The sequence below is a fragment of the Micromonospora sp. NPDC005220 genome (assembly GCF_040607895.1).
Classification (GTDB): Bacteria; Actinomycetota; Actinomycetes; order Mycobacteriales; family Micromonosporaceae; genus Micromonospora.
In genome coordinates, this window is the sequence record NZ_JBEXHP010000138.1 from 1 (window position 1) to 13134 (window position 13134).

Annotated in this window: 10 protein-coding genes; 7 read left to right on the top strand and 3 right to left on the bottom strand. The window is 73.9% G+C overall.

Annotated elements, in window-relative coordinates:
• On the bottom strand, positions 1–615 hold a 615-nt coding region (locus ABZU52_RS29200), incomplete at its 3' end, for a glycerate kinase (protein WP_354974167.1).
• 68 nt (positions 616–683) lie between these two features.
• Here ABZU52_RS29200 and nadA point away from each other — a divergent pair.
• From nadA to ABZU52_RS29230, 6 genes are all read left to right on the top strand, one after another.
• Entirely contained in the window at positions 684–1883 is a 1200-nt protein-coding gene (gene nadA, locus ABZU52_RS29205; RefSeq protein ID WP_354974168.1) for a quinolinate synthase NadA, read from the top strand.
• Positions 1884–2095: 212 nt separating this feature from the next.
• A complete protein-coding gene (gene murA, locus ABZU52_RS29210; RefSeq protein ID WP_354974169.1) occupies positions 2096–3451 on the top strand; it encodes a UDP-N-acetylglucosamine 1-carboxyvinyltransferase in 1356 nt (451 codons plus the stop codon).
• Between the two features lie 72 nt (positions 3452–3523).
• On the top strand, positions 3524–4117 hold the full coding sequence (locus tag ABZU52_RS29215; RefSeq protein ID WP_354974170.1) for a DUF3043 domain-containing protein: 594 nt from the start codon (positions 3524–3526) through the stop codon (positions 4115–4117).
• A 165-nt stretch (positions 4118–4282) separates the two neighbouring features.
• Entirely contained in the window at positions 4283–4843 is a 561-nt protein-coding gene (locus tag ABZU52_RS29220; RefSeq protein ID WP_354974171.1) for an XRE family transcriptional regulator, read from the top strand.
• 383 nt (positions 4844–5226) lie between these two features.
• Complete coding sequence (locus ABZU52_RS29225; RefSeq protein WP_354974172.1) at positions 5227–10050, top strand: WG repeat-containing protein; 4824 nt, start codon at positions 5227–5229, stop codon at positions 10048–10050.
• 44 nt (positions 10051–10094) lie between these two features.
• A complete protein-coding gene (locus tag ABZU52_RS29230) occupies positions 10095–11093 on the top strand; it encodes an aldo/keto reductase family protein (RefSeq protein ID WP_354974173.1) in 999 nt (332 codons plus the stop codon).
• 48 nt (positions 11094–11141) lie between these two features.
• Here ABZU52_RS29230 and ABZU52_RS29235 read toward each other — a convergent pair whose 3' ends face one another.
• Entirely contained in the window at positions 11142–11939 is a 798-nt protein-coding gene (locus ABZU52_RS29235) for a site-2 protease family protein (protein ID WP_354974174.1), read from the bottom strand.
• Positions 11939–12139 carry a hypothetical protein gene (locus tag ABZU52_RS29240; protein WP_030337978.1) on the bottom strand — a complete coding sequence of 67 codons (201 nt, stop codon included), beginning with the start codon at positions 12137–12139 and terminating at the stop codon, positions 11939–11941. The genes ABZU52_RS29235 and ABZU52_RS29240 overlap by 1 nt, the downstream gene beginning before the upstream one ends.
• 145 nt (positions 12140–12284) lie before the next feature.
• On the opposite strand from ABZU52_RS29240, the gene ABZU52_RS29245 reads away from it, so the two are divergent.
• A partial coding sequence (locus ABZU52_RS29245) for a serine/threonine-protein kinase (protein WP_354974175.1) occupies positions 12285–13134 on the top strand: 850 nt, incomplete at its 3' end.

A 13134-nucleotide genomic window follows, 5' to 3' on the forward strand; every position in this document is an offset into this window, starting at 1 on the left:
GCTCAGGTGGCAGGCGCGGCGCTGGCGGCCCCGCGGGTGGGCACCGCCGGGGGCCGCCACCCCCCGCCCGCCGCGCCGCCGGGGCGCGGCGTCCCCGGGGCCGACCGGGGCGAGCGCCGCCCCGCCGTACGCCAGCGCGGCGCCGCCCTGGTCGAGGGGGGTCACGCCCAGCGCGGCGAGCATCCCGGCGCCGGCGTCGTTGGTGCCGGAGCCGCCCAGCCCGATCACCACGGTGCGGGCGCCGCTCTCCACCGCGGCGGCCACCAGCAGACCCAGCCCGTACGAGGTGGTGGTCTTCGGGTCGCGCTCGGCTGCGGAGAGCAGGTGCAGGCCGCACGCCTGCGCGCTCTCCAGATAGGCGGTCGCGCCGTCGGCGGTGAGCAGGATCTCACCGGCCGCCGGCCGGCCCAGCGGGTCGACCGTCGACACCGGCAACCGGCGGCCGCCGAGGGCCTCGGCGAGCACCTCCACGAAGCCCGGCCCGCCGTCGGCGAGCGGCCGGATCAGCAGGTCGTCTCCCTCGGTGACGGTGCGCCAACCGGCGGCGACCGCGGCGGCCACCTCCGGTGCGGACAGGGTGCCGGCGAACTTGTCCGGGCAGAGCAGCACGCGCATGCCGAGCAGTGTGGCAGCCCACACCGAGCGGAGCTGCGTCGCGCTCGCGCTGTGGGACCATGGGCAACGTGACTTCGACCTGGGTGGAACCCTCCAACACGGCGACGGCTCTGCTGCTGCTCGGCCGGGGCAGCGACCCCGACACCGAGCGCGGCGTCGAGTGTCCGGGCGACCTGCCGGCGCCCAGCGATCCGGATCTGGTGGCCCGGGCCACCGCCGCGAAGGCGAAGCTGGGCAGCAAGGTCTTCGTGCTGGGGCACCACTACCAGCGCGACGAGGTGATCCAGTTCGCCGACGTGACCGGCGACTCGTTCAAGCTGGCCCGGGAGGCCGCGGCCCGCCCGGACGCGGAGTACATCGTCTTCTGCGGCGTGCACTTCATGGCCGAGAGCGCCGACATCCTCACCACCGACAGCCAGCGGGTGATCCTGCCCGACCTCGCGGCGGGTTGTTCGATGGCGGACATGGCGGTGCTGGGCCAGGTCGAGGCCGCCTGGGACACGCTGACCGAGCTGGGCATCGCCGGCGAGACCGTGCCGGTGACGTACATGAACTCCTCGGCCGACATCAAGGGCTTCGTGGGCCGCAACGGCGGCGTGGTCTGCACCTCGTCCAACGCCAAGCGCGCCCTGGACTGGGCCTTCGAGCAGGGCTCGAAAGTGCTCTTCCTGCCGGACCAGCACCTGGGCCGCAACACGGCGGTGCTGGAGATGGGCCTGTCGCTGGACGACTGCGTGCTCTACGACCCGCACAAGCCCGGCGGCGGGCTCAACCCGGAGCAGCTGCGCGACGCCAAGATGATCCTCTGGCGGGGGCACTGCTCGGTGCACGGCCGGTTCACGCTGGACAGCGTCAACGACGTACGGGAGCGGGTGCCCGGGGTGAACGTCCTGGTCCACCCGGAATGCCGGCACGAGGTGGTGACGGCCGCCGACTACGTCGGGTCCACCGAATACATCATCAAGACGGTCGAGGCGGCTCCGGCCGGCTCGGCGTGGGCGCTCGGCACCGAGCTGAACCTGGTCCGCCGGCTCGCGCTGGCGCACCCGGACAAGCAGATCATGTTTCTGGACAAGGCCGTCTGCTACTGCTCGACGATGAACCGGATCGATCTGCCGCATCTGGTCTGGGCGCTGGAGGAGCTGGTCGCGGGCCGGGTGGTCAACCAGATCACGGTGGACGCCGACACCGCGCACCACGCCCGGGTGGCGCTGGATCAGATGCTCGCCCTGCCCGGCGCGGACACTCCGCCACCGACGGTGGCCTGATCACGATCCGTAGCGCTCTTGGTACGCAAAAGTGCCGGATCACCGATTAATGCCACACACGCCGCTGTGACCGAGTCCTTTTTCGTCACCGAGGGCTATGCTGCCCAAGCGACGACACACGCGGGCCGTTTCGATATGGCCGCATCCGGGGTAGCGAGGACATTCAGGCACCCCACCATCAACACAGCAGCACCGACGCGCTGGAGGTTGCGTTGACCGACGACGTCCTGGTTGTGCACGGAGGTACTCCGCTCGAAGGGCGGATCCGCGTGCGCGGCGCGAAGAACCTGGTATCGAAGGCGATGGTCGCCGCACTTCTCGGCGACAGCCCGAGCCGACTGTTCGACGTGCCGAAGATCCGCGACGTCGAGGTGGTGCGAGGTCTGCTCGGCCTGCACGGCGTCAAGGTCACCGACGGCACCGAGGACGGCGAGCTCGTCTTCGACCCGGCGAACGTGGAGAGCGCCAGCACCGACCAGATCAACGTGCACGCCGGTTCGAGCCGGATCCCGATCCTGTTCTGCGGCCCGCTGCTGCACCGACTCGGGCACGCGTTCATCCCGGATCTGGGCGGCTGCCACATCGGCCCGCGTCCGATCGACTTCCACCTCCAGGCGCTGCGGGAGTTCGGCGCCACGGTCGACAAGCGGCCGGAGGGGCTGCACCTGTCCGCCCCGAACGGGCTGCACGGCACCAAGTTCGCCCTGCCGTACCCGAGCGTCGGCGCCACCGAGCAGGTGCTGCTGACCGCCGTGATGGCCGAGGGCGTCACCGAGCTGCGCAACGCCGCGGTGGAGCCGGAGATCATCGACCTGATCTGCATCCTGCAGAAGATGGGCGCGATCATCAAGGTCCACACCGACCGGGTGATCGAGATTCAGGGCGTGCCCAAGCTGCACGGCTACACCCACCGGCCGATCCCGGACCGGATCGAGGCGGCGAGCTGGGCGGCCGCCGCCCTGGCCACCCGCGGTCACGTCGAGGTGCTGGGCGCGCAGCAGGCCGACATGATGACCTTCCTGAACATCTTCCGCTCGGTCGGCGGCGAGTACGAGGTCACCGACGCCCGCGCGCCGAAGCTGGGCGACCCCGGCCAGGAGGGCGGTATCCGCTTCTGGCACCCGGGTGGCGAGCTGAACGCGGTCGCGCTGGAGACCGACGTGCACCCCGGCTTCATGACCGACTGGCAGCAGCCGCTGGTCGTGGCGCTGACCCAGGCCCGCGGCCTGTCGATCGTCCACGAGACGGTCTACGAGCAGCGGCTGGGCTACACCGAGGCGCTCAACGCGATGGGCGCCAACATCCAGGTCTACCGGGACTGCCTCGGCGGCACCCCGTGCCGCTTCGGCCGGCGCAACTTCAAGCACTCGGCGGTGATCGCCGGGCCGAGCAAGCTGCACGCCGCCGACCTGGTCATCCCGGACCTGCGGGCCGGGTTCAGCCACCTGATCGCGGCGCTCGCGGCTGAGGGCACCTCCCGGGTGTACGGCGTTGACCTGATCAACCGGGGCTACGAGGACTTCGAGGCGAAGCTCGCCAACCTGGGCGCCCACACCGAGCGGCCGTAAGGCCGAACACACTCTTCACGCCCGGTGCACCGCGATGTGCACCGGGCGTGGGCCGTTGGCTACCCTTGCCGCGTGCCGTCGCTCTTTCGCCGCAAGTCCACCGACCTCGTCGACGAGGCCGTCACCTCGGTGACCCCCGAGGAGACCGCTGAGCGTCCCCGGGGTTACACCCCGGCCAAGGGTCGGGAGACGCCCAAGCGGCCGACCGCCGGCCGCCGCCCGGCCGGTCCCAGCCGCCCCCTCACCAAGGAGGAGGAGCGGGAGCGTCGCCGCCAACTGCGCGCCGAGGCCGCGTCGGAGTTCCGCCGCGAGGGTGGCCCCCGCGACCGTGGCCCGGAGCGGCTGCTGGCCCGCAACGTGGTCGACTCCCGGCGTACCGTCGGCACCTGGTTCTTCGGCGGTGCGCTGATCGTGCTGATCGGGTCGAACGCGGCGATGCCGGCCCCGGTCCGGCTGATCTCCAACCTGCTCTGGGGCGCGCTGGCGCTGGGTGTGGTCGTCGACTCGGTGCTGATCTGCCGCAAGATCAGCAAGTTGGTCCGGGAGCGCTTCCCGAAGACCGACCAGCGGATGGGCTCGCTCTTCCTCTACGCGGTCATGCGGTCGATCACCTTCCGGCGGATGCGCGCTCCGGCGCCCCGGGTGAAGCTGGGCGACAAGGTCTGACCCCGGGCTCCCGCAAGATCCCCGCAACGTCAGCGAAACTGCTGCCTCCGGCACCTCGGAGGCAGCAGTTTCGCCGTAACTGCGCGGATCTTGTCGTGCGTTCATCATGCTGAACGGGTTGCCGTTGTTCGCCAGACCGAACGTTCGACCCCATGGAGCGAAGGCATGCCCTCGGAACCGGCTGCCCCGCTGGCCACCATCGCCGCCGCCCTGCGCCGGGAGCGGGACCGGGTCGGCATCTCGCTGACCGAGCTGGCCCGCCGGGCGGGGGTGGCCAAGTCCACCCTCTCCCAACTGGAGTCGGGCACCGGCAACCCGAGCGTGGAGACGCTCTGGGCGTTGGGCGTCGCGCTCGGTGTGCCGTTCAGCCGGCTGGTGGAGCCCGTCGATGACGTCGTACGGGTCATCCGGGCGGGCGACGGGCCGCAGGTCCGCTCCGAGCAGGCCGACTTCGGCGGAACGCTGCTCAGCGCCGGTGCCGCGCACCTGCGCCGGGACGTCTACCTGATCAGGCTGGAGCCGGGGGCGGTCCGAGCCGGCCACGAACACACCCCCCGCAGCATCGAGCACGTGGTGGTCGCCGCCGGCCGACTGCGGGTCGGGCCCGAGGGCGCGCCTGTCGAACTCGACCCCGGTGACTACGCCGCGTTCCCCGGCGACGCTCCGCACCGTTACGAGGCGCTCGCTCCCGGCACGTTCGCCGTCCTCATCATGGAACATCCCTGAACGAGCACGGCGATCCCGCAGCAGCCGGGTGGCCGCCGAGTGCGGTATGGTCGGATACCAGATTCGCTTATAGGGCCAAATGTCCGAAACCAATGGGATAACGTTTGCGCCGGTGGGCGGCGCCACAGTGGCGGTGAGCGAGTCCACGCCGTTACCCTCCATCCGCAGCCACGGCCTGCCAAAGCGGCGACCTGACCGGCATGTGCGGCCCCAGCGCGACAATTTGCAACGAGGTGACAACGCGTGAGCGAGCGGACGCGAGCCGGCCACCGGGGCGTGGCAGGCGGCGACCGGACGCCCGGCGGTCACCCGGCGGCGGCTGCGGACAGCTCACCCCCGGCGAGAATCGGCCCAGCGGCCGGGTGTGGCGACGGGCTCGACGGATGAACGGTCGCTACACCGACCGGTGGCCGGACCCGAACGAACCGTCCTGGGTGGCCGAACCGACCACCGAGTGGCACCCCCAGTTCCCCGGCCAGCGCTACCCCGGCGACATCGGCATGCCGCACCAGCCGCCACCGCGCGGCCGGGCGACCGTGTCCGGCCGCGCGGAGGTGCCGCCGCTCGCGCCGACCCGCCCGGACGGCACCTACCTCGGCCGGTCGTGGTCCGACGAACCACCGGCGGACCAGCCGCCCGGCCGGTCCTGGGTGGACGACGAGCCGGGCGAGACACCGACCTACGGCAGATCCCGAGCCGGCGACCGTTCGGCAGACACGTCCGGCTACGGCCGGCCTGACAGCGCCGACTCCCGCCACTACGACCACGAGCCGTACCGTCGTCCGCTGCCCGAGCCGCCCCGCCGCGAGGAACGTCGCTCCCCCGAGTCGGACCGGCGCACCGCCTGGTCCGACCGACGCCCGGCCGACGAGCGAGGGCCCGCGCGGGAAGCCGCCTGGCACCGGGACCAGACCACCCCCGAGGGGTACGACAGCCGCCGGCCCCGGCCGGAGCCCACCGAGCGGGATCGGGGTTACCGGGGCAGCCCGCCGGTCTCCCCCGCGCCCCGGCCCGAACCCGGCTGGGTGCCCGAGCCGGACGACACACCACGCCGGCGCGGTACACCGGAGCGCACAGCCGCCGGTTACGAGCGGCACCCCGGCGACGGGTACGGCGTCCGACCCGCCCGCGACCACGACGGGCGGGCCGCCGACGCGGCCGACCCGTGGGCACCGGTGGACGGCCGCACGCGATACCGCGCCGACGGGTACCCGGACCGGGCCGCCGACGACCTGCGCCGCCCAGAGCCGCGCTACCGCGCGGACGAGGGGATCGGCGCAGCGCCCGCACCCAACGGTGGACGGCGGCGGCGGCCCGAGCCGGACCTGCCCGACCAGCCCCGCCTCGACGACGACCGGCGTCGGCCCGACACCGACCCGCAGCGGCAGCAGCCCCGTGAGGCGGCGGCCCGCGCCGACGCGTACCCGGACCGGCGACCCCGCGAGCAGGCCCGCCCGGACGCGTACCGCGACAACGGGTACCGCGAGGACGCACCCCGTGAGGACGCCTACCGCGAGCCCCGGCCGCAGCCGGGCCAACGGTCGGACGGCAGTCTGCCCTGGCCAGCGCCGGGTCCGGTACGCCAGGACCGCACCCCGGACCGCACCCGGGAGCCGGGCCACCGCGACCCGCACCGCCCCGACCCGCACCGCAGCCCCGACCCGCACCGCAGCCCCGACCCGTACCGCGGCGCCGAGCCGGGTATCGCGTCGCGGCCGGCTGCCCGGCCCGAACGGCCGCCGGTCACGCCGTCCCGGCCCGACGAGCGCCCGGCGGCTGCGCGGTACGACGAGCGACCGGTACGCCCGGCCGCGGCGACACCGCCGGCGTCCAGTCGTGCGATGCCGGTTCCCCCGGAGCGACCGGTGTCGTCGGCCCCGGTCTCCCCTGGTTGGGACCGACCGGTGTCGGCCACCCCGGTCTCCCCCGGTTGGGACCGACCGGTGTCGGCCACCCCGGTCTCCCCCGCCGCGCCGGAACGGCCGGTGTCGCCTTCACCCGCCTCCCCCGCCACCCGCGACTGGGACCGACCGGTGTCAGCCGCCCCAGCCGCCCCGGACCGGCCGGTGTCGCCGGCACCCGTCTCGCCCGCCGCGCCCGGTTGGGACCGACCGGTGTCGGCTGCCCCGGTATCGCCCGCCTCCGACCGGCCCGTCTCGGGGCCACCCGCCGCGCGCCTGCGGCTGGAGTACCTGCCCGCGCCGGTGGACCCGCCCGGCGCCGACGAGCGGTCGGATGCCCCGCCGACATCGGGCCACCGACCGCTGGCCGAACCGCCACCGGCGTCGGGGGCGCGCCACACCCCGCCGCCGCGTTACCCCGGCCCGGACACCGGGGATCGCCCGGCGGCCCAGCTGCGCGGCGAGGAGCCGGAGCGCCGCCGGGTCGGCGACCCGCTGGCCGGCACTCCACCGACCGACCGCCGCCCGGTCTCCCCGGACCGCTCGCCCCCTACCGAGCGGCCGCACCCCGTCGATCGACCGACCGCGCCGGATCGGCCGACCGCGCCGGATCGACCGACCGCGCCGCAGCGCCCGTACTCGCCGGAGCGGCCGGCTCCGACGGCGGACGCACGCCCGTCGGTGGCCCCGCCGCCCACCTGGCAGGCGCCGGCAACCCGCCCCGCCCCGCCGCCAGCCGAGCCGACCCTGGCGGCTCCTGCGCCGTCGACCTCGCCACCATTGGCCTCGCCGCCGTCGACCTCGCCGCCGTCGGCCTCGCCGCCGTTGGCGGAGGACGTCGCGCCGGCGCTGCCGCTGGCACCCGGCACGCCGCGCCGCTACGTGCCCCCACCGCCCTCGGAAGAGCCGGTGGCGCCCGTTCGCGAGCCGGACGACGTCCCGGGCGCCCGCGGGCCGGCGGCGTGGTTCAGCCCCGCTCAGCCCGCCGAGTCCGACCAGGGCGAGCCGGCGACGGATCAGCGGTCGTTCGCCCCGGCCGGAGACCCCGCCACACCGGACGCGGAGACGTCGACGCCGACGGCCGACACCCACCTCGACGTGGCCGACGAGCACGCCATCCGGTCGACACCGGACGACGCCTTCGCCCCGGTCTCCGCGCCGCCCGCTGCCCCGGTCTCCGGTGCTCCCCTGCTCTGGGCGGACGACCCGAACGACGACCCGCAGCCTGCTTTCGACACGGCGGACGCCGACCAGCCGGTCTCCGGCGCACCTGTCGTCGCGATTGCCCGCCAGCCGGCCGAAGCCGACCCGCAGCCCTCGGCCTCTTCGCCCAACGAGGACGCCGGCCCGGTCGAGCCCGACCACACGGACTACTTCGCGCCACCCGACGAGGCGGCCGACCCGACCGACGATCCGAGCACGAGCCCGGTCGATGGCTCGCGAGCCGACGAGTGGCCGGTCGACGATGCGCGGTTAGTGACGTCTGCGGACGCCACGAACCCGCCCGTCTCGGCGCCGCCGTTCTCCGCCCGGCCGATCTCCGCGCCGCCCGTCTCGGCCACGCCGGTCTCCGCTCCCCCGGCGCCGCCGGTGTCGGCGCCGCCCGCAGCGCCCGTCTCCGCGCCACCGGCGCCCGCCGCAGCGCCGGTCTCCGCGCCACCGACACCGAGCGCAGCCCCGGTGTCCGCACCACCCGCGGCAGCGCAGCCGTACTCCGTAGCACCGGTGTCCGCACCGCCTACGCCCGTCTCGCCGGCGCCGGTCTCGGCAGTGCCCATCTCCGCGCCACCGGCCTCGACACCACCGCCCCCCGCAGCGCCCGTCTCCGCGCCGCCAGCGCCCATCTCCGGACCACCAGCGCCCATCTCCGCGCCGCCGGCGGCGGTAGAGCCGACGTCCGGGCCACCCGCCTCGGCCGTACCCGGCCCGAGAAGCGGCTCGGACGGCGAGAACGTGCCGGTGTCCGCGCCACCCGACGACGCACCGCCGGTGGTGACCCGCCCGTCGCTGGCCGATCCGGGCGACCCGGAGCAGGTTCTGGCCGCGTACCGCTGGCGGTTGGACCCGGTCACCCTGCGTGAGGATCTGACGGAGCCGGACGACCTGCGGGCCATCCGGCGACGGCTGACCGAGAAGTTGGGCTCGGCGGTCGACAACCGCGCCCGGGCCCGGCTGCTCAGCCTGCGGGCGGTGGCCTCCCGGATTCTCGGCGACCTGGACGACGCGCTGGCCGACGGTCGGCTCGCCCTCACCTACGCCGAGGCCACCGGCGAGCTACGCCGGACGGCGCTGGCCCAGGCCCGGCTGGCGCACGTGCTGCGCTGGCGTGGCGACTTCGCCGAGGCGGACCAGCTCTTCGCCCAGGCGAACTCGGTCGAGTTGCCGGACCGGTTGCGGGCCGCGCTGCACGAGCACGCCGGCCGGTCCTGTTACGACCAGGGGCGGCTGATGGAGGCCTGCGAGCACTTCGAGAAGGCGCTCGACCTGCGCGGCGCGGGCGACCCCGAACTGCTGGACCGGGTCCGGGTGGCCCTCGACGCGGTCACCGTCCGGGCCGAGGCGGACGGCTTCGGGCCGTACCCCCGGGGTCGGGACGAGGTGCTCGACCGGGACCGGCCCCCGGTGCCGGACCAGGACGGGTCGCTGTGGGGTTACACCAGCCAGGACGGCGACGTGGTCATTCCCGCCCGGTACGCCGAGGCGCAGCCCTTCCACGACGGGTTGGCCTGGGTCCGCCGGCCGGACACCGACCGCTGGTCGCTGATCAACCTGCTCGGTACGACGGTGATCCCGCCGTCCTTCCGGGCCGCGCGTCCGTTCAGCGACGGCCTGGCCTGGGTGGTCGGCGAGGGTGGTTGGACGGCGATCGACGCGACCGGCGCGGTGCAGGTCGCGCCCAACTTCGCCGAGGTACGACCGTTCCGGCGCGGGCTGGCCGCGGTGCGGCGCGAGGGGTGGGGGGCGGTCGACCGGACCGGCCGGGTCATCGTGCCCACCCGCTACCACGCCTTCGTCACCGAGTTGGCCGACGGCCAGCAGATCGACGGTTTCACCGACGAAGGGCTCGCCGTGGTCGACGTGGCGGGTCGGCGGGGCGTGGTGGACCGCACTGGCACGGTGCTGGTCCCGCCGGCGCACCCGATGCTGGTCATCCACCCGGTGGCGTTCCTGGTGCAGAGCGGCAACGGGCGGTGGGGTGCGCTGGACCGGCGCGGCGTGCCGCTCATCGACCCGGTGCACCGCGACCGCGCCGAGGTGCTGGAGGAAATCGACCGGCTGCTCACCGACGCCAACCCGGTGCTCTGAGCAGCCGGTCGGCACCGGTGATCCACCGGAGTTAGGGTCGGTACATGGAATTCCGACACCTGGGCCGTTCCGGCCTGATGGTCAGCGAGATCTCGTACGGCAATTGGATCACCCACGGTTCGCAGGTCGAGGAGGACGCGGCGTTCGCCTGCGTCCGGGCCGCCCTCGACGCGGGGATCACCACCTTCGACACCGCCGACGTGTACGCCGGCACCCGGGCCGAGGACGTGCTCGGCCGGGCGTTGCAGAACGAGCGCCGTGAGGGCCTGGAGATCTTCACCAAGGTCTACTGGCCGACCGGGCCCGGCCGCAACGACCGTGGCCTGTCCCGCAAGCACATCATGGAGTCGATCAACGGCTCGCTGCGCCGACTGCGCACCGACTACGTGGACCTCTACCAGGCCCACCGCTACGACAGCAGCACCCCGCTGGAGGAGACGATGGAGGCGTTCGCCGACGTCGTCCACTCCGGCAAGGCGCACTACATCGGCGTCTCCGAGTGGACGGCCGCCCAGCTGCGCGCCGCCCACCCGCTCGCCCGGGAGCTGCACATCCCGCTGGTCTCCAACCAACCGCAGTATTCGCTGCTCTGGCGGGTCATCGAGGCTGAGGTCGTGCCGGCCAGCGAGGAGCTGGGCATCGGGCAGATCGTCTGGTCGCCGATGGCGCAGGGTGTGCTCTCCGGCAAGTACCTGCCGGGCCAGCCGCCGCCGGCCGGTTCCCGCGCCACCGACGAGAAGTCGGGTGCGGGCTTCATCTCGCGGTTCATGAACGACGACGTGCTGACCCGGGTTCAGCAGCTCAAGCCCCTCGCCGAGCAGGCCGGGCTCAGCATGGCCCAGCTCGCCGTGGCGTGGGTGCTGCAGAACCCGAACGTCTCGTCGGCGATCATCGGCGCGTCCCGCCCCGAGCAGGTGCACGACAACGTGAAGGCGGCCGGCGTGAAGCTCGACGCCGACCTGCTCAAGGCGATCGACGACATCGTCGGGCCGATCGTCGAGCGGGACCCGGCGAAGACCGAGTCCCCCGCGCAGCGTCCCTGACGCCGTTCCGGTCCGGCCGGCGCGAGGGTGTCGCGCCGGCCGGACCGGTCAGCTCTGCCAGAAGCGGATCAGCTCCAGGCCGGTGGCGTAGAGCCACGACGGCAGACCGAGCAGGTCACCGACCGCGAAGACCGCGTCGAAGAACCAACCGCCGACGCGCGGATTCCACAGCAGCGCGAAGAGCAGGATGAAGCCGTACGGCGCGAACAGGTCGTACATCTTGCGCCACTGCGGGTTGAGCCACGGCTGGATCATGTTGCCGCCGTCCAGGCCGGGCACCGGCAGCAGGTTCAGCACACTGGCGGTGAGCTGGAGGAAGGCGAGCAGCGCCAGCCCGGCCCAGAACTCCACCGGACCATCCGACCGGGTGCCGAACCGCACCGCCGCCACCAGCACCAGCGTGAACAACACGTTGGTCGCCGGGCCGGCGAGGCTGACCAGGGTGTGCCGCAGTCGGCCCGGGATGGCGTGCCGGTCCACCCAGACCGCGCCGCCCGGCAGGCCGATGCCGCCGAGCAGCACCACCACCACCGGCAGCACGATCGACAGCAACGGGTGGGTGTACTTGAACGGGTTGAGCGTCAGGTAGCCGCGGTGCGCGATGTCCCGGTCGCCGGCCCGGTAGGCCACCACCGCGTGGGCGTACTCGTGCAGGCAGAGCGACACCAGCCAGCCGGACACCACGAAGAGGAACACGTTGAACCGGGCGCTGCCATACCCGTTCCAGGTCAGCACCCCGCTGAGCACGAAGAGGGCGACCAGGCCGAGGAAGACCGGGCTGGGCCGGAACGCCGCTTTGGGTACGCCGAGGACCAGCCCGTCGCCGCCCGGGCGGTCGTAGGCCATCACTCGGCCGTGGGCAGCAGGCTCATCCGGTACTCCACCCGGTCGTCCTCCACGAGCGCGACCGAGGTGACGCCGGACGCCGCGAGCTCCCGCCAGGTCTGACCGATCCAGGATTCGGCGTCGGCCTGGCTGCCGAACGACTCCGCCGGTCCCTCGACCGTCTGGCCGTCCGTGCCCTCGTACCGCCAGCTCCACGCCATGCCGCGTCTCCCCTCGCCGCTGAAGTCCCCGTGGGACGAACCCCCGCCAGCGTAGTCGGCCCGGCGCGCGACGGCCGCTCGCTCGCCCCGGCGGGACCCCCAGGGTGGATCAATCCCATCGGCGTCGGCCGGTACGGTGGGCCCGGTGTTGACACGGGGAGTGTTGCTCGGCGACCGGTACCGGCTGGGCGAGCGGGTGGCGACGGGTGGGATGGGCGCGGTCTGGCGCGGCACGGACGTGCTGCTGGAACGCGAGGTCGCGGTGAAGGTGCTGCTGCCGTCGCTGGTCGCCGATCCGGAGTTCACCGCCCGGTTCCGGGCCGAGGCCCGGATGCTGGCCGCGCTGCGGCACCCCGGCGTGGTTCCGGTGCACGACGTGGGGCAGGCCGCGCTCGACGACGGCAGCCAGGTCGACTACCTGGTGATGGAGTACGTCGAAGGCGAGCCGTTGTCGGCCCGGGTGCGCACGGTGGGGCGGCTGGATCCGGCCACCACCATGTCGGTGCTGGCCCAGGCCGCGGACGCGCTGCACACCGCCCACCTCACCGGCATCGTGCACCGCGACGTGAAGCCGGGCAACCTGCTGGTCAAGGCCGACGGCACTGTGGTGCTCGTCGACTTCGGCATCGCCCGGTCCCGCAACATGGCCGGGCTCACCGCCGCGAACATGGTGCTCGGCACCGCCTCGTACATGTCCCCCGAGCAGGCCACCGGGCAGCCGGTCTCGGCCGCCACCGACATCTACGCGCTCGGCGCGGTGGCGTACTTCTGCCTTGCCGGGCAGCCGCCCTTCCACGGTGACAACCCCCTCGCGGTGGCGCTCCGGCACGCCCAGGAGGACCCGGCGGCGCTGCCGGCGGACACTCCCCCGGCGGTCGCCGCCGTGGTGGCCCGCGCGCTGGCCAAGCGTCCGGAGGACCGGTTCGGCAGCGCCGCCGAGTTGGCCGCTGCGGCCGCCGACGCCCGCGACGCGACCCTGGCGAGCATCCCGGTCT

Bases quoted from the DNA above. Each gene is read 5' to 3' on its own strand.
- ABZU52_RS29220 (WP_354974171.1), top strand. From the start codon at position 4,283: ATGCCCTCGGAACCGGCTGCCCCGCTGGCCACCATCGCCGCCGCCCTG.
- ABZU52_RS29225 (WP_354974172.1), top strand. From the start codon at position 5,227: ATGAACGGTCGCTACACCGACCGGTGGCCGGACCCGAACGAACCGTCC.
- ABZU52_RS29230 (WP_354974173.1), top strand. From the start codon at position 10,095: ATGGAATTCCGACACCTGGGCCGTTCCGGCCTGATGGTCAGCGAGATC.
- ABZU52_RS29235 (WP_354974174.1), bottom strand. From the start codon at position 11,939: ATGGCCTACGACCGCCCGGGCGGCGACGGGCTGGTCCTCGGCGTACCC.
- ABZU52_RS29240 (WP_030337978.1), bottom strand. From the start codon at position 12,139: ATGGCGTGGAGCTGGCGGTACGAGGGCACGGACGGCCAGACGGTCGAG.